The organism is Amnibacterium kyonggiense, assembly GCF_004364555.1.
Classification (GTDB): domain Bacteria; phylum Actinomycetota; class Actinomycetes; order Actinomycetales; family Microbacteriaceae; genus Amnibacterium; species Amnibacterium kyonggiense.
Window position 1 is genome coordinate 414768 of the sequence record NZ_SOAM01000003.1, and the last position, 20041, is coordinate 434808.

Annotated in this window: 19 protein-coding genes; 7 read left to right on the plus strand and 12 right to left on the minus strand. The window is 71.5% G+C overall.

Annotation, left to right across the window (positions count from 1 at the left end; all coding sequences use genetic code 11):
- Window positions 1–9 precede the first annotated feature (9 nt).
- Window positions 10–381 carry a twin-arginine translocase TatA/TatE family subunit gene (locus tag CLV52_RS15240; protein WP_133767204.1) on the minus strand — a complete coding sequence of 124 codons (372 nt, stop codon included), beginning with the start codon at window positions 379–381 and terminating at the stop codon, window positions 10–12.
- Window positions 382–444: 63 nt separating this feature from the next.
- Between CLV52_RS15240 and CLV52_RS15245 the strand changes: the two genes are divergently transcribed.
- The gene (locus CLV52_RS15245; protein WP_133767205.1) at window positions 445–1071 is read left to right on the plus strand and encodes an O-methyltransferase; all 627 of its coding nucleotides are present in this window, start codon (window positions 445–447) and stop codon (window positions 1069–1071) included.
- A 57-nt stretch (window positions 1072–1128) separates the two neighbouring features.
- Here CLV52_RS15245 and CLV52_RS15250 read toward each other — a convergent pair whose 3' ends face one another.
- The 3 genes from CLV52_RS15250 to dapE form a co-directional block, all read right to left on the minus strand.
- Window positions 1129–1296, minus strand: a complete 168-nt coding sequence (locus CLV52_RS15250; protein WP_119481303.1) for a DUF3117 domain-containing protein — start codon at window positions 1294–1296, stop codon at window positions 1129–1131.
- Window positions 1297–1381: 85 nt separating this feature from the next.
- Window positions 1382–2638: a hypothetical protein gene (locus CLV52_RS15255; protein WP_133767206.1), complete on the minus strand. Its 1257-nt coding sequence runs from the start codon at window positions 2636–2638 to the stop codon at window positions 1382–1384.
- Window positions 2620–3696 carry a succinyl-diaminopimelate desuccinylase gene (gene dapE / locus CLV52_RS15260; protein ID WP_133767207.1) on the minus strand — a complete coding sequence of 359 codons (1077 nt, stop codon included), beginning with the start codon at window positions 3694–3696 and terminating at the stop codon, window positions 2620–2622. Before dapE ends, CLV52_RS15255 begins: the two co-directional genes overlap by 19 nt.
- Before the next feature lie 61 nt (window positions 3697–3757).
- On the opposite strand from dapE, the gene dapD reads away from it, so the two are divergent.
- Together dapD and CLV52_RS15270 are read left to right on the plus strand one after the other, a co-directional pair.
- The gene (gene dapD, locus CLV52_RS15265; protein ID WP_133767208.1) at window positions 3758–4693 is read left to right on the plus strand and encodes a 2,3,4,5-tetrahydropyridine-2,6-dicarboxylate N-succinyltransferase; all 936 of its coding nucleotides are present in this window, start codon (window positions 3758–3760) and stop codon (window positions 4691–4693) included.
- A 218-nt stretch (window positions 4694–4911) separates the two neighbouring features.
- Complete coding sequence (locus CLV52_RS15270; RefSeq protein WP_133767209.1) at window positions 4912–5838, plus strand: hypothetical protein; 927 nt, start codon at window positions 4912–4914, stop codon at window positions 5836–5838.
- Window positions 5839–5925: 87 nt separating this feature from the next.
- Here the strand turns inward: CLV52_RS15270 and CLV52_RS15275 are convergent, their stop codons facing one another.
- The 3 genes from CLV52_RS15275 to CLV52_RS15285 are packed head-to-tail and all read right to left on the minus strand — an operon-like array spanning window position 5926 to window position 8011.
- A complete protein-coding gene (locus CLV52_RS15275; RefSeq protein WP_133767210.1) occupies window positions 5926–7209 on the minus strand; it encodes a citrate synthase in 1284 nt (427 codons plus the stop codon).
- 37 nt (window positions 7210–7246) lie between these two features.
- The gene (gene fdxA / locus CLV52_RS15280) at window positions 7247–7564 is read right to left on the minus strand and encodes a ferredoxin (RefSeq protein ID WP_133767211.1); all 318 of its coding nucleotides are present in this window, start codon (window positions 7562–7564) and stop codon (window positions 7247–7249) included.
- Between the two features lie 3 nt (window positions 7565–7567).
- Entirely contained in the window at window positions 7568–8011 is a 444-nt protein-coding gene (locus tag CLV52_RS15285) for a hypothetical protein (RefSeq protein ID WP_133767212.1), read from the minus strand.
- 110 nt (window positions 8012–8121) lie between these two features.
- Between CLV52_RS15285 and efeU the strand changes: the two genes are divergently transcribed.
- The 3 genes from efeU to efeB are packed head-to-tail and all read left to right on the plus strand — an operon-like array spanning window position 8122 to window position 12203.
- Window positions 8122–9684, plus strand: a complete 1563-nt coding sequence (gene efeU, locus CLV52_RS15290) for an iron uptake transporter permease EfeU (protein ID WP_133767213.1) — start codon at window positions 8122–8124, stop codon at window positions 9682–9684.
- Window positions 9671–10927 (plus strand): iron uptake system protein EfeO, encoded by a 1257-nt coding sequence (efeO, locus tag CLV52_RS15295; protein WP_133767214.1) that lies wholly within the window; start codon window positions 9671–9673, stop codon window positions 10925–10927. Before efeU ends, efeO begins: the two co-directional genes overlap by 14 nt.
- A gap of 1 nt (window position 10928) precedes the next feature.
- Window positions 10929–12203: an iron uptake transporter deferrochelatase/peroxidase subunit gene (efeB, locus tag CLV52_RS15300; protein ID WP_133767215.1), complete on the plus strand. Its 1275-nt coding sequence runs from the start codon at window positions 10929–10931 to the stop codon at window positions 12201–12203.
- Window positions 12204–12271: 68 nt separating this feature from the next.
- On the opposite strand, the gene typA is transcribed toward efeB, so the two are convergent.
- A complete protein-coding gene (gene typA / locus CLV52_RS15305) occupies window positions 12272–14185 on the minus strand; it encodes a translational GTPase TypA (RefSeq protein WP_133767216.1) in 1914 nt (637 codons plus the stop codon).
- 158 nt (window positions 14186–14343) lie between these two features.
- On the opposite strand from typA, the gene CLV52_RS15310 reads away from it, so the two are divergent.
- The gene (locus tag CLV52_RS15310) at window positions 14344–14853 is read left to right on the plus strand and encodes a GNAT family N-acetyltransferase (protein ID WP_133767217.1); all 510 of its coding nucleotides are present in this window, start codon (window positions 14344–14346) and stop codon (window positions 14851–14853) included.
- A gap of 54 nt (window positions 14854–14907) precedes the next feature.
- Here the strand turns inward: CLV52_RS15310 and CLV52_RS15315 are convergent, their stop codons facing one another.
- The 4 genes from CLV52_RS15315 to CLV52_RS15330 form a co-directional block, all read right to left on the minus strand.
- A complete protein-coding gene (locus CLV52_RS15315; RefSeq protein ID WP_133767218.1) occupies window positions 14908–16020 on the minus strand; it encodes an ABC transporter ATP-binding protein in 1113 nt (370 codons plus the stop codon).
- 16 nt (window positions 16021–16036) lie between these two features.
- Window positions 16037–17122, minus strand: a complete 1086-nt coding sequence (locus tag CLV52_RS15320; RefSeq protein ID WP_133767219.1) for an ABC transporter ATP-binding protein — start codon at window positions 17120–17122, stop codon at window positions 16037–16039.
- A 24-nt stretch (window positions 17123–17146) separates the two neighbouring features.
- The gene (locus tag CLV52_RS15325; RefSeq protein WP_133767220.1) at window positions 17147–18151 is read right to left on the minus strand and encodes an ABC transporter permease; all 1005 of its coding nucleotides are present in this window, start codon (window positions 18149–18151) and stop codon (window positions 17147–17149) included.
- Window positions 18152–18246: 95 nt separating this feature from the next.
- Window positions 18247–20007: an ABC transporter substrate-binding protein gene (locus CLV52_RS15330; protein WP_133767221.1), complete on the minus strand. Its 1761-nt coding sequence runs from the start codon at window positions 20005–20007 to the stop codon at window positions 18247–18249.
- Window positions 20008–20041 lie beyond the last annotated feature (34 nt).

The window sequence follows — 20041 nt, forward strand, 5'->3', positions numbered from 1 at the left end:
TTCAGCCGATCAGGTCGCCTCGTCGTCGAAGGCCGTGAGGTTGGTCCGCCGCCGAGCGCGCTGCACCACCGGCTCGGGCTCCGGCTCATCGTCCAGCGGGTCCGCCTCGGGCTCCGTCTCGCGGCGCCGGGGCTCCGGCGGCTCGAGGAGCGCATCGCGGATGATGCGACGCGGGTCGTACTGGCGCGGGTCGAGCTTGCGCCACTCCTCCTCGTCGAAGTCCGGGCCCAGCTCCTCGCGGACGCGGTCCTTCGCGTCGTCGAGCATGCCGCGCGCCGCGCGCACGAACCGGCCGAGCCGGGCGGCGTAGTCGGGGAGCTTCTCCGGTCCCACGAGGAACAGCGCGAGGACCGCGATGAAGATGAGCTTCGACGGATCCATCGCTGCAGCGTAGATCACCGGAGCGCCGGGGGACGGCAGCGCACTGCCCCTAGGGTGGTGCGGATGGTGGAGATCGCCGCCGACCGGGCCTTCGCGGACGCATTCGCGCCCGAGGACGAGGCGATCGACGCGGCTCGCGAGGCCGCTCACCAGTTCGGGATCGACACCGTGTCCCCCGCGGTCGGCGCGGCGCTCGCCCTGGCCGCCGCGAGCGGCCCGGCGTCGTCGATCATCGAGATCGGCACCGGCACCGGCGTGTCCGGGCTCTGGCTGCTGCGGGGCGCACCGGAGGCCGTCCTCACGTCGATCGACGTCGACCTCGACCTCCACCAGGTGGCGAGAACGATGTTCCAGGCCGCGGGGCACCCCGCGCGCCGGGTCCGGCTGATCACGGGATCCGCGGCCGACGTACTGCCGCGCATGAACGAGGAGGCGTACGACCTCGTCCTCGTCGACGCCGGCTGGTCGTCGGTGCTCGACGACGTCGAGCGCGCGCTCCGTCTCGCCCGGCCGGGCGGCTCGGTGCTCGTCCCCCGCGTGCTGCAGGGCGGCCGCACGGCCGATCCCGTGCGGCGCGACCCGGAGACGACGGCCTACCGGACGCTGCTGCGCGCCGCGCGGGAGCGCACGGACGTCGTCACAGGCCTGTCGATCGTCGGCGACGGGCTGCTGCACCTCGTCCGGCGCTGACCGCCCGCACGGTGGACGAGCGCGGGCGCCGAGGCGCCCGCGCTCACCGAGAAGCGATCAGCCGATCGCTGCCGACAGCGCGTCGCGCAGCTCGGTCGCCTCGGCGTCGTTGACGGAGACCACGAGGCGGCCACCGCCCTCGAGCGGGACGCGCACGATGATGAGGCGACCCTCCTTGACGGCTTCCATGGGCCCGTCGCCCGTGCGGGGTTTCATCGCCGCCATGCGAGACACCTTCCTCTGGTGAAGTGTTCAACCATTATCCCACCCGGGACCGCCACTCCCAAACCGCGATCCCCCGACTCCCTGATCAGGGCACGGTCCAGTAGTCCTCGACGGGCCCGTAGCAGACCCAGAGCCAGAGCCCCTGAAGCGCGAGCGACACCAGGAGGACGAGGACCCGAGCGGACGTCGCCCGGGGCGCGACCGCCCCGGCGAGCGGCGCCATCGGCATCAGCAGCCGGAAGACGCTCGACTGCGGGAAGAAGACCGCGAGCAGGTAGAGCGCGTAGGACGCGGCCCAGAGCCGGACGGTGATGCCGAGGCGGCGCGCCCACGGGGAGAGCAGCAGCGCGGCGAAGGCGCCCACGAGCAGCAGGACCACGACCGGGGCGACCCAGGCGGCTGGTCCGGACCCGAGCACCTTCGTCGCCCAGAAGTCCGCGGCGAACAGCCAGGGCTCGAAGAAGGTGATCGAGGAGTCGGGCATCCACAGCGCGCGCCAGGCGCTCTCGGTGGCGAAGTAGGCGTCCGGTCGGCCGGTGGCGAGCGCCGCGATCCAGCTCCAGGCGAAGCCGGCGATCGCGCAGACCGCGGCGAGCAGGATTCCCGCGAGCAGGTCGTCGCGGGCGAACGCGGGGCCGCCGCGCCTCGCCCGCACGACGCGCACGAGCACGTGGAGGCCGACCGCGAGCGCGAGCGCGAGGACGCCGGGCCGTGTGAACGCCAGCACCAGGGCGAGCGGGACGGCAGCGAGGTAGCGCCCGCGGTCGACCAGCAGCAGCGCGGCGAGCAGGAGCAGCAGCCCGAGCGACTCCGCGTACGTCGTCTGGAACATGAACGCGAGCGGCGAGCAGGAGAACAGGGCGGCGGCGAACACCGCGCGGTCGCGGCCGACGTGCGGGAGCAGCAGGGCGGCGAGGAGGACCGCCGCACCGCAGCCGGCGAGCACGCTCACCGCGAGCGCCGGGATCCGCCAGTCGACGACGCCGAGGCTGAGCGCCTTCGCGAGGTACGGGTAGACGGGCAGGAACGCCCACTGGTTCGTGTCGACGGCGCCGGAGGCGGTCAACGGCAACGTCGACGGGTACCCGTTCTCCGCGATGTACCAGTACCACTGGCCGTCCCACGCGCTGACCAGATCGAGGAACGTCCCCCCGGGCTTCACCCGCGACCGCGGCGTCGCCTGCGACCAGACCCAGAGGAACAGCACGGTCGTGACGACTCGGGAGGCGCCGAAGATCAGCAGGACGACGCCCCACCAGGGCAGGCGGGAGGCGGCCCGCGGCTCCGGCTTCGCCGTCGGCGCCGGAGCCGGCGCGGTGGAGGTCACGCGCCGGTCAGCCACGCCCGCAGGCCCGCCTCGACGGCGTGGATCTGATCGACCGGGACGTACTCGTCGTCGGTGTGCGCCTTCAGCGGGTCGCCGGGGCCGTAGTTCACGGCCGGGATCCTGAGCCCGGCGAAGCGGGCGACGTCCGTCCAGCCGTACTTCGGTCGCGGCTCGGCGCCGACGGCCTCCACGAACGCCTTCGCGATCGGGACGTCGAGGCCCGGGCGGGCGCCGGCGGCGATGTCGACGATCCGGACGTCGAACCCGGCGAACACCTCCTCGATGTGCCGCACGGCCTCCTCCGGCGAGCGCGACGGCGCGAAGCGGTGGTTGACCTGCACGACGCACTCGTCCGGGATCACGTTGCCGGCGACGCCGCCGTGGATCGTGACCGCGTTGAGCCCCTCCCGGTACACGAGCCCGTCGACCTCCACCGAGCGGGGCTCGTACGCGGCGAGCCGGTCGAGGATCGGTGCGGCGAGGTGGATCGCGTTCACGCCGATCCAGCCGCGTGCGGAGTGGGCGCGCCTGCCGGAGGTGCGGATCTCGGCGCGGAGGTTGCCGTTGCAGCCGCCCTCGATGCCGGCGATGCTCGGCTCCCCCAGGATCGCGAAGTCGGCCTGCAGCTCCTCCGGGTGCTCCTGCAGCAGCCGGTTGAGGCCGTTCAGGTCCTCCCCGACCTCCTCGTGGTCGTACCAGATCCACGTCACGTCGGGCAGCGGCTCGGCCAGCTCCGCGGCGAGCTTCAGCTGCACCGCGGTGCCGGCCTTCATGTCCGTCGTGCCGCGGCCGTAGAGCCGCCGTTCCCCGTCGACCTCCTCGAACCAGGTCGGGAGGTTGTCGTTCAGCGGCACCGTGTCGATGTGCCCCGCGATCGCGACGCGGATCGGCCGGCCGAGCTCGGTGCGCGCGACGATCGTGTCGCCGTAGCGGCGGACGGTGAGGTGCGGCACGGCGCGGATCGCGGCCTCGATCAGGTCCGCGAGGGGGCCCTCGTTCCCGGAGACGCTCTCCACGTCGCAGATCGCCTGCGTGAGCAGCACGGCATCGGCGGTCAGATCCAGGCCGGGCACCCGCCAAGCGTAGCGAGCGCGGCCGTCCGAGCCCGCTCGGCGCCCTGGATAGCCTGGTCGGATGAGCGATCCGCAGCGGACCGGCTGGGGCCACGGCCTCGCGACCAGGACGAAGGACGGCACGGTCCTCGACGTGTGGTTCCCCTCCCCCGCGCTCGGCGCCGCCCCGGAGGCGGACCCGCCCCGCGCGCTCGAGGCCGAGGAGCACATCGACGAGCTGCGCCGCGTGCGGATCGAGGCCGTGACGGTCGAGGCGGCGCTCGACGAGCCGGTCGTGTCGACCGCCGACGCCTACCTGCGCCTGCACCTCCTGTCGCACCTCGTCGTCGCGCCGAACACGGTCTCGCTCGAAGGGCTGATGGCGCACCTGCCGATCAGCGCGTGGACCCCGCGCGGGCCGATGCTGCCCGTCGACGCGCAGCGACGCCTGCCCGCGCTGCGGCGGGCCGGCCTCGAGGTGATCGGCCTCGACCGCTTCCCGCGTCTCACCGACTACGTCCTCCCGGACCGCGTGCGGATCGCGGACGCCGGGCGCGTGCGCCTCGGCGCGCACCTCGCGCCGGGCACGGTCGTGATGCACGCGGGCTTCGTCAACTTCAACGCGGGCACGCTCGGCACGTCCATGGTCGAGGGCCGCATCAGCCAGGGCGTGGTCGTCGGCGACGGCTCGGACGTCGGCGGCGGCGCGTCGATCATGGGGACGCTCTCGGGCGGCGGGACGCAGCGGGTGTCGATCGGGCGGCGCAGCCTCCTCGGCGCGAACTCCGGCCTCGGCATCGCGATCGGCGACGACTGCGTCGTGGAGGCGGGCCTCTACGTGACGGCGGGCACGAAGCTGACGCTCCGCGTCCCGGGCCAGGAGCCGCGGACGGTGAAGGCCGTCGAGCTCTCGGGCCAGGACGCGTGGCTGTTCCGCCGGAACAGCGTGACGGGCGAGGTGGAGGCGGTCCCCCGCACGGGCCCGGGCATCGCCCTGAACCCGACCCTCCACGCCTGACCTCCCGCCCGACCGGCCCCGGAACACCGTTCCCGGGCGTGATCTCGCAGCCCGGGCCACGACAGACGCCCGTCTGGCGAGATCACACCCGCGCGACGGCCGAACTCCGCGCGGCACGAGCCCGCCGCGCGCCCCACGCCCCCTCCACAGGGCCGATGTCGGCGCCGGAGCACTGATCGCGCCCGGCCGCAGGGCGGCTCGGCCCGAGGATCGCCGTCATGGATCCCGTCCGCGGCCGCGAGTCGCTCCTCCTCGTGCGGCATCGGAACCACACCGGCTTGAGCTCGAGCGCGCTCACCCGAGGCGCCCGGAGCGGAGACCTCACCCGGCTCCGGAGCGGCGCGTTCGTCAGGACCGACGTGTGGAGCGCGCTGTCGCCGGACGAGCGCATCCGTCTGGAGGTCGCCGCCGCTGCGGCCGTCCACCGGGGTTCGTTCACGGCGTCGCACCGGAGCGCCGCAGCGCTGTGGCGGGCGCCGCGGATCCAGCGGCACGACGGTCTCGTGCACCAGCGGGTCTCGGTGACGACCGGGAGCAGGACGGAGCACGGCATCCGGAAGCACGCCGTGGCGGACACCGACCTCCACCTGACGCGGATCGACGGGATCGAGGTGACCGACCTTCCTCGCACCGTGCTCGACCTCGCGGCGACCGAGCCCTTCACGGCCGCGGTGGCCGTCGCGGACTGGGCGCTGCGCGGGGGCGTGACGAAGGAGCGCCTCATCACCTCGTTGGACGAGTGGAGCCCGCTGCGCAACCGCGCTCGCATCGAACGGGTCATCGCGTTCGCGGACCCGCTCGCGCAGGGCGCCGGCGAATCGGTGAGCCGCGTCCAGATCGCCGAGTGCGGGCTGCCCGCTCCGGTGCTGCAGCAGCGGTTCGACGACGAGCTCGGCCTGATCGGCTTCGTCGACTTCTTCTGGCCGGCCTTCGACCTGATCGGGGAGTTCGACGGGTTGGTCAAGTACCGGAAGCCCGAGTACATGAACGGCAGGACCGACGCGGACGTGGTCATCGACGAGAAGCGGCGTGAGGATCGGCTGCGAGCGACGCCCCGGCGACCGGGCGTCACCAGGTGGATCTGGTCGACGCTGAGCCCGGTGGGCCGGCTCGAAGCGCAGCTCCGCAGCGCGGGCCTTCGATGAAGGCGGGCGTGACATCGCAGTCCGGGCGCTCGTCGACGCCCGGATTGAGAGATCACGCCCGCTCAGGCGCCGAAGGACGCGGGCGGGTCAGCGGAGGTGGCGCTCCGGGGGGCCCACGTAGAGCTGCTGCGGGCGGCCGATCTTCGTCGCCGGGTCCGCGTTCGCCTCGCGCCAGTGCGCGATCCAGCCGGGGAGGCGACCGATCGCGAACAGCACCGTGAACATGCGGGCCGGGAAGCCCATCGCCTTGTAGAGCACGCCCGTGTAGAAGTCGACGTTCGGGTACAGGCGCCGCTCGATGAAGTAGTCGTCCTCCAGGGCGATCTGCTCGAGCTCGCGGGCCAGGTCGAGCAGCGGGTCGACGACGCCGAGCGCGTCGAGCACCTCGTCCGCGCTCTCCTTCACGAGCTTCGCACGCGGGTCGTACGACTTGTACACCCGGTGGCCGAAGCCCATCAGGCGGACGCCCTCCTCCTTCTTCTTCACCCGCTCGACGAACTTCTCGACGCCCTCGCCGGAGTCGCGGATCTGGGCGAGCATCGTGAGCACGGCCTCGTTCGCGCCGCCGTGCAGCGGGCCGGACAGCGCACCGATGCCGGCCGCGACGGAGACGAACATGTTCGCCTCCGTCGAGCCGACGAGCCGCACCGTGGAGGCGGAGGCGTTCTGCTCGTGGTCCTCGTGGAGGATCAGCAGCCGCTCGAGCGCCTTCGACATCACCGGGTCGACCTCGTACGGCTCCGCGTTCGTGCCGAAGTTCAGCCGGAGGAAGTTGTCGACGAACGACAGCGAGTTGTCCGGGTACAGGAACGCCTGGCCGAGCGTCTTCTTGTGCGCGTAGGCGGCGATGACCGGCAGCTTCGCGAGGAGGCGGATCGCCGCGCCCTCGATCTGCTCCGGGTCGTGCACGGACAGCGAGTCCTCGTAGTACGTGGACAGCGCGCTGATGCCCGACGACAGCACCGTCATCGGGTGGGCGGTGTGCGGCAGCGCGCCGAAGAAGTGGCGCAGGTCCTCGTGCAGCAGCGTGTGCCGGCGGATGCGCGCGTCGAACTCCGCGAGCTCCGACTCCGTCGGCAGCTCGCCGTGGATCAGGAGCCACGCGACCTCGAGGTAGGTCGAGTGCTGCGCGAGCTCCTCGATCGGATACCCGCGGTACCGGAGGATGCCCTGGTCGCCGTCGATGAAGGTGATCGCGGACTTCGTCGACGCGGTGTTCACGAACCCGTTGTCGAGCGTCGTGAGCCCGGTCTTCCTGGTCAGACCGGCGATGTCGATGCTCGAGGCGCCCGCGGTGGCGGGCAGGATCGGGAACTCGGCGGACCCGCCCGGGTACTGCAGGGTGGCGGTCTCGCGATCGGCGTCGGTCACCGCAGCAGCCTATCGAGCCGTGCCTGCGGCCCCGGACTCAGGCCTGGGGCGGCAGCGCGGAGACGACCGGGTGGTCCTTGTGGATCACGCCGACCTTGGCGGCGCCGCCCGGCGAGCCGACCTCGTCGAAGAACTCGACGTTGGCCTTGTAGTAGTCCGCCCACTGCGACGGGAGGTCGTCCTCGTAGTAGATCGCCTCGACCGGGCACGCGGGTTCGCAGGCGCCGCAGTCGACGCACTCGTCGGGCTGGATGTAGAGCATCCGGTCGCCCTCGTAGATGCAGTCGACCGGGCACTCGTCGATGCACGCACGGTCCTTCACGTCCACGCACGGCAGCGCGATCACATACGTCACTACTCAGTCGTCCTCTTCGTTCGGGCCAGGTCCGAGTATCCCACCGCCGCCCGGGGCGGTCCTCCGGGACCGCCGTCGGCGCGGCCACACCACCACGACCAGGGCGACGACCGGGACCCCGATCGTCCATCCGAGGCCTGCGGCGTTCAGGAGGACGACGGTCGATCCGCCGCTCGCCCCCGGCAGCAGGAGCAGCGCCGCGGCCGCGACCACGCCGACCGCGGCGGCGACCGCGTACCAGCGGGTCGGGAACGCGATCCGGAGGGCCAGCAGGAACACGAGCACCATCGCCAGCGACAGCACGAGGCCGACGGGCGCGCCCTCGCCCGTGGCCGCGGAGACCCCGACCTGATGCTTGAAGGTGCCGATCGCGCCGACGACGAGACCGGCGACGAGGCTCAGCGGGAGCCCGATCGCGAGCTCCCGTCCCGTCACGGCTGCGGCCATCCCCCGATCGTCGTCGCCCGCACCTCGCAATGCAGGTAAGGATTGGCTAACCTTCCCGACGGCGCTCCGACGGAACCGCCGATCGACCATCGACCAGGAGAGGACGTCCCGTGCTCGCCACCCTGGTGATCGGTCTCCGCGAAGGCCTCGAAGCCGCGCTCATCGTGGGCATCATCGCCGCCTTCCTCCGCCGCAACGGCCGCGGCCTCGGCGCGATGTGGCTGGGCGTCGGTCTCGCCGTCGGCGCGAGCGCCGCGGTCGGCGTCGCGCTCTGGATCCTCGAGTCGTCCCTGCCGCAGGCGCAACAGGAGGCCCTCGAGACCGTCATCGGCGCGGTCGCGATCGTCTTCGTCACCGGGATGCTGCTCTGGATGAACCGGCACGCCCGGAGCATGAAGAAGGAGCTCGAGAGCTCCGCCGGCGCCGCGCTGCACGACGGCGGCGCGGTCGCCCTCGCCGTGATGGCCTTCCTCGCCGTGCTCAAGGAGGGCTTCGAGACGAGCGTCTTCCTGCTCGCCACCTTCCGCGCCGCGACGAGCGCCGGCCTCGCCGCGACCGGTGCGGTGCTCGGCATCGTCATCGCGATCGGCATCGGCTACGGCGTCTACGCCGGGGGCGTGCGCATCGACCTCGGCCGCTTCTTCCGCATCACCGGCGCGTTCCTCGTGCTCGTCGCGGCCGGCCTCGTGCTCACCGCGGTCCGCACCGCCCACGAGGCCGGCTGGGTCCTCGCCGGGCAGCAGCGGACCGTCGACCTCGGCTGGCTCGCGCCGAACGGCTCCGTGCAGGGCGCGCTGATCACCGGGATGCTCGGCATCCCCTCCGACCCGCGCCTGATCGAGGTCGTCGCGTGGCTCGCCTACGTCGTGCCGGTCGCGCTGTTCGTCTACTGGCCGGCGAAGCGGAGGCCCACGGGCACCGCCGCCGTCCGCCTGCGCTGGGGCGTGGCCGCCGCGCTCGGCGCGACCACGGTCGTGCTCGCCGTCGCCGTGCCCTCGGCACCGCAGCCGTCCACCGCGGCCCGCCCGCTCGCGGGCGGCGGCACGGTCGAGCTGACGGGATCCTCGCTCGTCGTGCGGCAGGGCGGCGCGGTCGACCGCGTCCGGCTGCCCTCGGGCACCCCGGAGACGCGCGCCGGCGTGCCCGTGCAGCAGCGCACCGTCGCCGCGGCGGCGACCGTCGACGGTCCCGCCACGGTCACGCTGGCGCAGGTGACGGCCGCGAACGGCGGCCGGCTGCCCGTCGGCGTGAACCCCGCGCAGGATCCCGGCCCCTTCGCGGCGAGCTGGAGCGCCCGCGCGACGACCACCGCGTGGACCTCCGGCGGATCGATCGTCGATGCGTCGCGCGCCGCGACCACGGTGCTCACGATCACCGGCGGCGGGCTGACGTCCGCCCGCACGCTCACCGTCACCGGGGGCGACGTGCCGCGCGCCGCCTCCTGGCAGGTGACCGCGGCCTCCGTCGCCGCGACGTCCTCCGCGCTCGCGTCCGCCGCCGCGGCCGGCCCCGAGCGGAGCCTCTGGGGCGTGGAGCTGCCGATCGCCCTGCTGATCGCAGCGGCGCTCGCCGCCCTCACCGCGCTCCGGGCGCAGCGCCGCGACCGCGGCGCCGCGCGGCCCCTCCCGACCCCGGCCCCCCGAACCAGGAGCACCCCCTATGCCGTCAAGTGACCGCCGCGCCCGTCTGATCGGCGCGGCCGTCCTCGTCCCGACCGTCGTGGCGCTCCTCGCCGCCTGCTCGAGCACGGGCGCGGGCACCGCCGCCCCGTCGTCGGGGTCGACGACCGGGTCGACGACCGCTCCGGTGTCGAAGGGCGTCTCGAAGGTCTCGATCGAGCTCGTCTCCGGCGCCTCCGGCGACGAGTGCCGCGTCTCGCACACGAGCGCGAAGGCCGGTCCCACCACGTTCACCGTCGCCAACACGAGCGCGACGGGCATCACGGAGGTCGAGCTGGTCCAGGGGCAGCGGATCGTCGGTGAGAAGGAGAACCTCGCGCCGGGTCTCGCCCCGGTCGCGTTCACGAGCACGCTGACCGGCGGCACCTACGCCGTCGTGTGCCCCGGCGCGTCCACCGAGACGATCCCCTTCACCGTGACCGGCACGGCACCGGCCGGGAGCGGCAGCGACGCGGCGTCCCTGCTCGCGGACGGCACGAGGACCTACGGCGAGTACGCCGCCTCGACGCTCGCCGACATGACGACGGCCGTCCAGAAGCTCCGGCAGGCGGTCGACTCGGGCGATGTGACGGCGGCGAAGCGGCAGTACGCCCTCGCCCGCCCCTTCTACGAGAAGGTCGAGTCCGACGTGGAGGGCTTCGTCCTCCCAGGCAGCAGCCCGACGGACAACAAGGGCAACCTCGACTACCTGATCGACATGCGCGCCTCCAACCTCGACCCGTCCGTCGGGTGGAGCGGCTTCCACGCGATCGAGCGCGACCTGTGGCAGGGCGGCCGGATCACGGCGACGACGAAGCGGTACGCGGCCGACCTGACGGAGAACGTCGGGAAGCTCGTGTCGCTCGCGAAGACCCTGACCTACAAGCCGGAGGACCTCGCGAACGGCGCCGCGGGCCTGCTGGAGGAGGTCCAGTCGGGCAAGATCAAGGGCGAGGAGGAGCTGTACAGCCACCTCGACCTCGTCGACTTCGCCGCGAACGTCGAGGGCGCCGAGCAGGCCTTCGCGAACCTCGAGCCGGGGCTGAAGAAGATCGACCCGGTGCTGACGCAGCAGGTCGCGGACCGCTTCACAGCGGTGACCGACGCGCTGAAGGCCTACCAGGACCCGGAGCAGGCCGGCGGGTACGAGCTGTACACGGCCAGCGTGCGGGCGAAGGACGCGACGGCGCTCAGCCGCCTCGTCGCGAGCCTCCAGGAGCCGCTGTCGCGGATCGCCGAGAAGGTGGCGACCGCCTGACATGACCGATGACGACGTTCAGGGCGCCCGGCCGCCGGTCTCGCGCCGCGGCCTGATCAGCGGGATCGCCGGCGGCTTCGCCGCGGGCGCGGTCGCCGGGGCGGGCGGCGCGGCCGCGTTCGCGGCGGCGGCCGCGCCCGCCTCGGCGCCCGAGGACGAGTCGGAGACGGTCGACCTCACCCGCTCGCACCCGTTCTACGGTCAGGCGCACCAGGCCGGCATCCAGACGGAGCAGCAGCGCTACACGGTCTACATGACGTTCGACCTGACCTCGCCGCTCGCGTCCGACCTGCAGGTGCTGCTCGCGCGCTGGTCCGGCGCGATCGCGCAGATGATGCAGGGGCTGCCGATCGGCAGCGTGGAGCCGGACGGCTCCGGGGCGGTCGCGCTCGACACCGGCGAGGCGTACGAGCTCTCCCCCGCCTCCCTGACCGTCACCGTGGGTCTCGGGCCGGGGGTGTTCGACGACCGGTTCGGCCTCGCGGCCAAGCGGCCGAAGCACCTCGCCGACCTGCCGGACCTCCCGAGCGATCAGCTGCAGGACGAGACGAGCGGCGGGGACCTGAGCCTCCAGGCGTGCGCCGACGACCCGCAGGTCGCCTACCACGCGATCCGCGACCTCACCCGGATGGCCCGGGGCGTCGCGACGACGCGGTGGACCGTGCTCGGGTTCGGCCGCGCCTCCGCGGGCAAGGGGCAGAAGACCCCGCGGAACCTGATGGGCTTCAAGGACGGCACGCGGAACATCAAGGAGGAGTCGGACTTCGACCGGTTCGTCTGGGTGGGCGACGACCAGGCGTGGACCCGCGGCGGCAGCTACCAGGTCGTCCGGAAGATCCAGATGAACATCGAGACGTGGGACGCCGATCCCGTCGGCGACCAGCAGGACGTGTTCGGCCGGACGAAGGCCGTCGGCGCGCCGCTGACCGGCGAGCGCGAGTTCGACGTCCCGGACTTCGCGAAGCGCTCCGGGGACGCGACCGTCATCCCGCAGACCTCGCACGTGGCCCTCGCGGCGCACGAGAACAACGGCGGCGTGAAGATCCTCCGCCGCGGCTACAACTACACGGACGGGCTGAACCGCGTGGGCCTGCTCGACGCCGGCCTGCTGTTCCTCTCGTACCAGAACGACCCGCAGCACTTCATCACGCTGCAGACGCGGCTCGGCAGCGTCGACCGCCTGAACGAGTACATCCAGCACATCGGGTCGGCGATCTTCTTCACGCCGCGGTCGCCGAAGCGCGGCCGCTACATCGGCCAGGAGCTCTTCGAGTAGAGAGCGGTGCCGGCCCGCACTCTTCGTTCCGTAGGACGCCGGGTCCTACGGAACGAAGAGTGCGCGCGTCAGGCGTCGGCGAGCTGGCGCTTCAGGCGGGAGGCGTTGCGCGCGCGCGTCTGCTGGTCGAGGTCGACCTTGCGGATGCGCACCGCGTTCGGCGTGACCTCGACGCACTCGTCGTCGCGGGCGAACTCCAGGCTCTCCTCGAGCGACAGCTCGCGGGACGGGGTGAGGCGCTCCAGCTCGTCCGCCGTGGACGAGCGGATGTTGTTGAGCTGCTTCTCCTTGGTGACGTTGACGTCCATGTCGTCCTGGCGGCTGTTCTCGCCGACGACCATGCCCTCGTAGACCTCCTCCGACGGCTTCACGAAGAAGACGCCGCGCTGCTGGAGGTTCTGGAGCGCGAAGGGGGTGACGACGCCCTGGCGGTCCGCGACCATCGAGCCGTTGACGCGGGTCGTGATCGCGCCGGCCCAGCGGTCGTAGCCGTCGGAGATCGCGTTCGCGATGCCGGTGCCGCGGGTGATCGTGAGGAATTCGGTGCGGAAGCCGATGAGCCCCCGCGACGGGACGCGGAACTCCATCCGCACCCAGCCGCTGCCGTGGTTCGACATGGTCGTCATGACGCCCTTGCGCGCAGCGAGGAGCTGGGTGATCGCACCGAGGTGCTCCTCCGGCGCGTCGACCGTGAGGTGCTCGAACGGCTCGTGGACCTTGCCGTCGATCTCCTTGGTGACGACCTGCGGCTTGCCGACCGTGAGCTCGTAGCCCTCGCGGCGCATCTGCTCGACGAGGATCGCGAGCGCGAGCTCGCCGCGGCCCTGCACCTCCCACGCGTCCGGACGGCCGACGTCGACGACCTTCACGGACACGTTGCCGATGAGCTCGCGGTCGAGGCGGTCCTTCACGAGCCGACCCGTGACCTTGTGGCCCTTGCCGCCCTTGCCCGCGAGCGGGGAGGTGTTGGTGCCGATGAGCATCGAGATCGCGGGGTCGTCGACGTGGATGGCCGGCAGCGGCCGCACGTCCTCCGGGTCGGCGAGGGTGTCGCCGATCGTGATGTCCGGGAACCCGGCGACGGCGACGATGTCACCGGCGGCCGCGGACTCGGTCGGGTAGCGCTCGAGCGCCCGCGTCATGAGCAGCTCGGTCACCTTGACGTTCTGGACCGTGCCGTCGTGCCGGACCCAGGCGACGGTCTGGCCCTTGCGGATCGTGCCGTTGAAGATGCGGAGGAGCGCGAGGCGGCCGAGGAACGGCGTCGCGTCGAGGTTCGTGACGTGCGCCTGCAGCGGCGCCTCGTCGTCGTAGCCGGGCGCCGGGATGTGCTTGAGGATCGCCTCGAACAACGGCTCGAGGTCGGGGTTGTCCGGGAGGTCGCCGTTCGACGGGCGGTTCCAGCTCGCGGCGCCGTTGCGGCCCGAGGCGTAGACGACCGGCACGTCGAGGATCGCGTCGAGGTCGAGGTCCGGCACGTCGTCGGACAGGTCGGACGCGAGGCCGAGCAGCAGGTCCTGCGACTCGTGCACGACCGCGTCGATCCGCGCGTCGGGTCGGTCCGTCTTGTTGACGAGCAGGATGACCGGCAGCTTCGCCTCGAGCGCCTTGCGCAGCACGAAGCGGGTCTGCGGCAGCGGGCCCTCGGACGCGTCCACGAGGAGGACGACGCCGTCGACCATGGAGAGGCCGCGCTCGACCTCGCCGCCGAAGTCGGCGTGGCCCGGGGTGTCGATCACGTTGATCGTCACGGGGGTGTCGGAGTGCGCACCGCGGTACGTGATCGCGGTGTTCTTCGCGAGGATGGTGATGCCCTTCTCGCGCTCGAGCTCGTTGCTGTCCATCGCCCGGTCGTCGACGTGGGCGTGGTCGCCGAACGAGTGCGTCTGCTTGAGCATCGCGTCGACCAGCGTGGTCTTGCCGTGGTCGACGTGCGCGACGATGGCGACGTTGCGCAGGTCGGAGCGGGTGGCGTGCGCCATGATGAGGGCCCTTCGGTCGGTGTCCGGCCGGAGCCGGAGGCGCGGCGCCGCCGCTGGATCGGGGCGCGCTCGCGCGGGTCGGCGCCTCCATGGCGCGACGAGAACACCAACATGGTACCCGGCGGCGGTGTTCCAGCCGGGCGAAGTACCGTCCGGACATGACCGCGATCGTCCGGCTCCGTCCGTACCGCGCCGAGGACGCGGTCCGCTTCGACGCCGAGCCGCAGGAACCCGGCTCCTTCGAGTTCTTCGGGTGGCATGCCTCCGACGCCCGCAGCCGCGCCTTCGCGCGCGACGGGCTGCTCGGCGACGACCACGGGAACCTCGTCGTGGAGGTCGACGGCGTCGGCGTCGTCGGGGACGTCGGCTGGGTGCCCGTCTTCCACGGTCCCCCGCCGAACTGCTTCGCGCTGAACATCGGCATCGGCCTGCTCGCCGAGCACCGCGGCAAGGGGTACGGGACCACGGCGCAGCGCCTGCTCGCCGAGCACCTCTTCGCCTACACGCGGTTCGAGCGCCTGGAGGCCGCGACCGACGTGCTCAACATCGCCGAGCAGCGGGCGCTGGAGAGGGCCGGCTTCACCCGCGAGGGCGTCCTCCGGCACGCGCAGTGGCGCGCGGGCGCCTTCCACGACACCGTCCTCTACAGCCGCCTCCGCGGCGACTGACGGCGCACCCTTCGTCTCGGAGTCCTCCGAGACGACGAGTGCGACTGCGGCGGCCTACGCGACCTTCGGCTTCGTGGTGCGGATCTGCCCGGTGACCGGCTCGCCGACGACGAGGTCGCTGCGCACCTGCGGGAAGTGGCAGTACACCTCGTGGCCCGGGGTCTTCTCCTCGAGCACCGGCTCGACGGTGCGGCAGTGCTCCCGCTCCGACTCCGACAGCTCGTTCTTGTACTTCGGGCAGCGGGTGTGGAAGACGCAGCCGCTCGGCGGGTTCGACGGGCTGGGCAGATCGCCGGTGAGCAGGATCTTCTCCCGGCGCGCCTCGATCTTGGGGTCCGGCACCGGCACGGCGGACAGCAGCGCGTGCGTGTACGGGTGCATCGGGTTCTCGTAGAGCGTGTCCCGGTCGGTCAGCTCCATGATCTTGCCGAGGTACATCACCGCGACGCGGTCGGAGATGTGGCGGACGACGGAGAGGTCGTGCGCGATGAAGATGTAGGCGAGGCCGAACTCGGACTGCAGGTCCTCCAGCAGGTTGACCACCTGCGCCTGGACCGACACGTCGAGGGCGGACACCGGCTCGTCGCAGACGATCAGCTTGGGCTGCAGGGCGAGGGCCCGGGCGATGCCGATGCGCTGGCGCTGACCGCCGGAGAACTCGTGCGGGTACCGGTTGTAGTGCTCGGGGTTCAGACCGACGCGGGCCATCAGGTCCTGAACGGTCTTCTTCACGCCGCCCTTGGGCTTCTCGCCCTGGATGCGGAACGGCGACCCGACGATCGTGCCGATCGTGTGCCGCGGGTTCAGCGACGAGTACGGGTCCTGGAAGATCATCTGCAGCTCGCGGCGCAGCGGCCGCATCTGCCGCGGCGAGAGCTTCGTGACGTCCCGGCCCTCGAAGCGCACCGTGCCGCCGGTCGGCTCGATCAGCTTCGACACGGCGCGGCCGGTGGTGGACTTGCCGCAGCCGGACTCCCCGACCAGGCCGAGCGTCTCGCCGGCGCCGAGGGAGAAGGTGACGCCGTCGACGGCGCGGACGGGATTGCCCTTCTGGCCGAAGAGGCCGCCGCGGCGGCCGGGGAACCACTTCTGGACGCCCTCGACCTCGAGGAGCTTCTCGGTGCTGCGCGTGCCGGACGCGGCGGGCTGGGGTGCTGTGGTGGTCATCGTTCTGCCTCGACGTTCAGAGGGTCGGCCGGATCTCGGTCAGGAGGATCTCCTGCCGCTCGGCGGGCGGGATGTGGCACCGCACCTGGTGCCTCACCCGCGGGTCGGTGCTGCCGGTCGTCTCGAGCAGGTCCGGGTGCTCCGTGAAGCACCGGCGTCCCTCCACGCGGTCCGAGAACCGGCAGCGCGGGTTGAAGACGCAGCCCTTCGGCACGTTGATCAGCGAGGGCGGCGAGCCCGGGATCGGGGTCAGCCGCTCCTGCCGGACGCGGTCCATGCGCGGCATCGACCCGAGCAGCCCCCACGTGTAGGGCATCTCGGGCCGGTCGAACAGCTCGTCGACGGTGCCCTTCTCGACGCACTGGCCGCCGTACATCACGACGACCTGGTCGCAGGTCTCCGCCACGACGCCGAGGTCGTGCGTGATGATGATGACGGCCGAGTTCAGCTCGTCCCGCAGCTCCTTGATGAGCTCGAGGATCTGCGCCTGCACCGTCACGTCGAGGGCGGTCGTCGGCTCGTCCGCGATGAGCAGCTTCGGCTGGCAGATCAGCGCCATCGCGATCATGGCGCGCTGCCGCATGCCGCCCGAGAACTGGTGCGGGTAGTCGTCGTAGCGGCCGGCCGCGTTCGGGATGCCGACCTTCTGCAGCATCTCGATCGTCCGCTGCTTCGCGGCCTTCTTGCCCACCTTGTTGTGGACCAGGTAGGCCTCCGAGATCTGGTTCCCGATCGAGTAGAAGGGGTGCAGGCTCGACAGCGGGTCCTGGAAGATCATCGAGACCTCGTCGCCGCGGACGCCGCGCATGTCGTTCTCCGACAGCGGCACGAGGTCCTGCTCGTCGAGCAGGATGCGCCCGGACACCTGCGCCTTCGACCCCTTGTGGAGGCCGAGGATCGCCTGCGCGGTGACGCTCTTGCCCGAGCCCGACTCGCCCACGATGCCGAGGATCTCGCCGCGGCGCAGCTCGAAGGACAGCCCGTCGACGCTCTTGACGAGGCCGTCGTCGGTCGGGAAGTGCACGCGCAGGTCGTCCACGACGAGGAACGGCCGCTGGGCCGTCGTCGTGCCCGGCGCGTCGGCGAGGGAGGTGTCGGTCACTGGAGTGCTCCTCAGGTCCTGCGATCAGACCGTGACGCGCGGGTCGATGACCGCGTACAGGAGGTCGACGATGAAGTTGGCGACGACCAGCGCGAACGCGGCGACCACGGTGACGCCGAGCATCACGGGCAGGTCGAGGCTACTGATGGCCTGGATCGACAGCGTGCCGAGCCCGCGCAGGTTGAACACCTGCTCGGTGATGATCGTCGTGCCGATCAGCGAGCCGATGTCGATGCCGAAGATCGTCACGATCGGGGTGAGCGCGGCGCGGAGGCCGTGCTTGACGACGATCGTGCGCCGGTCGAGGCCCTTCGCACGGGCGGTGCGGATGTAGTCCTCGCCCATCGTCTCGAGCACGTTCGACCGCGTGAGCCGGGCGTACAGCGCGGCGAACAGGAAGGCGAGGCAGACCCAGGGCAGCAGCAGGCTCAGGAACCACTGCGCGGGATTCACGGTGATGTCGACGTAGCCGCCGTTGTCGGGCAGCCACCCGAGCGTGTAGACGAACACCAGCAGCAGCACGGGACCCGTGAAGAAGATCGGGAGCGAGACCGCGGCGAGGGCGCCGGTCATGCCGGCGCGGTCGGTGAACGAGCCCGGCTTGAGGCCGGACAGCGTGCCGACGAGGAGGCCGCCGACGAGCCAGAGGATCGCGGCGCCGATGCACAGGCTGATGGTGACGGGCAGCGCCTGCACGATCAGGGTGCTGACCAGCTCGTTCCGGCGGAACGAGTAGCCGAAGCAGGGGAAGTCGCACTGCACCGGGGCGCTGGTGCCGTCGGTGATCGACTTGCCGAAGAAGCCGGCGAGGTAGGACCAGTACTGCGCGGGCAGCGGCTGGTCGAAGCCGAAGCGGTGCGTCAGCGTCTTCAGCAGCTCCGGCGTCGCCGGGGCCTTGCCGATGTAGTAGTAGACCGGCGATGACTTCGCGAGCAGCGGGACGGCCTGGAAGATCAGGAACGTCACGAGGCTCACGACGATCAGCACGAGGACCATGCCGATCAGGCGGCTCACGATGAAGCGGATCATGTCGTTTCGGACCGGGTGCCCGGCCGGTTCGAGACCGGCCGGGCACCCGGGCCTTTGCCCTTCCTCAGAGGATGGACGGGGGTGGCGCTAGCGCGTCACTTGCCGTCGCTGACGCCCACGTTGACCACGTCGTACGCGCCGAAGCCGAGCGCGTTGTTGCTGGTGACGTTGGTCAGGCGCGGGTTGCGGTACCAGAGGTCCGCGGCGTACCGGGTCGGCAGGAACTGCGCCGACTCCATGAGGGCGTGGTTCAGGGCGGCGCCCGTCTCCTGCGTCGAAGGCGTCCCGGTGGCGTCGAGGATCTTGTTGACGGCCGGGATGTTGATCGAGGCGTAGTTGCTGTTGCCCTGCGGCAGGATCGCGTTCCCGTTGACGATGTTCTGGAACATGCCGTACGGGGTCGGGAAGTCCGCGCCCCAGCCGGCGGCGATCAGGCCGAGGCCCTGGTTCTTGACGTTGTTCGGCGAGCCGACGAACGTCGCGTAGTAGTCGCTGGCGGAGGCCGTCGCGGGCGTGACCGTGATGCCGACGCGGCCGAGGGCCGCCTTGACCGCGGCGAAGGCCTTGCCCTTCGTCACGTCCGGCGTGGCGTACGCGTACTTGGTCGCGAAGCCGTTCGGCTTGCCGCAGAGCTTCAGCTCCTCCTTGGCCTTCTCCACGTCACCCGTGTTGTCCTTGCCGGACGGGTAGGGGTTGTACGACGGGTCGTAGCCGAGGATGCCCGGAGGGGTCGCGGAGTACGCGATCTTGCCGGCGGCGGCGCCACCTGCGATCGCGAGGCCCGACGCCTTGTCCCAGGCGTAGAACACGGCCTTGCGGCAGTGGATGTTGTCGAACGGGGCGACCGACGTCGGGATCGCGGTGTACCGCGTCGTGGGACCGGCCGGGTTGTCGGCGTTCGCCTTCAGCTTCGGCTGCGTGAGGATCTGCGACTGGAACGTCGGGTTGACCGCCGTGTCCATGCGCGCGTCGGCGGCGCCGGTGCGGAGCTGGTTGTCGATGTCGTCGCTGTTCGAGTCGATCGTCAGGTCGATCTCGTTCGCGAGCGGCTTGCGGATGTCGTCCGTCGACTGCGACCAGTACTTGTTCCGCGTGAAGACGACCTCCTTCTTCGGCGTGTAGCTGGAGATCTGGAACGGACCGGAGGCGACCGGGGCCTTCGTGTAGTTCGCGCCGGTGTCCTTGTCCTTCGGGACCGGGGCCGAGGTCGGCAGCGCGAGGAGGTAGTTGAAGTCGGCGAACGGCTTCTTCAGGTAGAAGGTGATCTTGTTGCCGTCGGCCTTGATGGCCGTGTCGGGCAGGTCACCGCTCTTGTAGGGGCCCTTGTAGGAGGACGGCGCGTTGATGATCGCCGTGAAGTAGAAGCCCGGGCCGCCCGTGATGACGTCGGTCGCGTAGCTGCGCTCGACGGCGTACTTGACGTCCTGCGCGGTGATCGCGCTGCCGTCGGAGAACTTCAGCCCGTCCTTCAGCGTGTAGGACCACTCGGTGTAGTCGGCGTTGTGATCCCCGACCGTCGTCGCCAGGTCGGGCGCGAGCGTGAACTTCGTGCCGTTGACCTTCGAGTAGTTGACGAGCGTGCGCGAGAAGACGCGCTGCATGTTGAGGCACCAGCCGTAGTAGGTGCGCGCCGGGTCCCACGAGTCGCAGTCGTCGGTCGCGAGCAGCTTCAGCGTGCCGCCCGTCTTCGTGGACGGGTTGATGACCTTGTCGACCGCGGCGTTGAAGCCGCCGGTGCTGGTGGAGCCGGAGCCTCCGCCCGACGGCGAGTTGCTGCCGCTGGTGCAGCCGGCGAGCGCGAGCGCGCCCACCACCGCGACGCTGGCGAGCGCCAGCGTCTTCCTCTTGAACCTCATCGAGAATCCCTCTCGTTCAGTGTGCTGTGACGAG

Coding starts and splice junctions, on each gene's coding strand:
- CLV52_RS15240 (WP_133767204.1), bottom strand. CDS start 381: ATGGATCCGTCGAAGCTCATCTTCATCGCGGTCCTCGCGCTGTTCCTC.
- CLV52_RS15245 (WP_133767205.1), top strand. CDS start 445: ATGGTGGAGATCGCCGCCGACCGGGCCTTCGCGGACGCATTCGCGCCC.
- CLV52_RS15250 (WP_119481303.1), bottom strand. CDS start 1,296: ATGGCGGCGATGAAACCCCGCACGGGCGACGGGCCCATGGAAGCCGTC.
- dapD (WP_133767208.1), top strand. CDS start 3,758: ATGAGCGATCCGCAGCGGACCGGCTGGGGCCACGGCCTCGCGACCAGG.
- CLV52_RS15270 (WP_133767209.1), top strand. CDS start 4,912: ATGGATCCCGTCCGCGGCCGCGAGTCGCTCCTCCTCGTGCGGCATCGG.
- CLV52_RS15285 (WP_133767212.1), bottom strand. CDS start 8,011: ATGGCCGCAGCCGTGACGGGACGGGAGCTCGCGATCGGGCTCCCGCTG.
- efeO (WP_133767214.1), top strand. CDS start 9,671: ATGCCGTCAAGTGACCGCCGCGCCCGTCTGATCGGCGCGGCCGTCCTC.
- efeB (WP_133767215.1), top strand. CDS start 10,929: ATGACCGATGACGACGTTCAGGGCGCCCGGCCGCCGGTCTCGCGCCGC.
- typA (WP_133767216.1), bottom strand. CDS start 14,185: ATGGCGCACGCCACCCGCTCCGACCTGCGCAACGTCGCCATCGTCGCG.
- CLV52_RS15310 (WP_133767217.1), top strand. CDS start 14,344: ATGACCGCGATCGTCCGGCTCCGTCCGTACCGCGCCGAGGACGCGGTC.
- CLV52_RS15315 (WP_133767218.1), bottom strand. CDS start 16,020: ATGACCACCACAGCACCCCAGCCCGCCGCGTCCGGCACGCGCAGCACC.
- CLV52_RS15325 (WP_133767220.1), bottom strand. CDS start 18,151: ATGATCCGCTTCATCGTGAGCCGCCTGATCGGCATGGTCCTCGTGCTG.
- CLV52_RS15330 (WP_133767221.1), bottom strand. CDS start 20,007: ATGAGGTTCAAGAGGAAGACGCTGGCGCTCGCCAGCGTCGCGGTGGTG.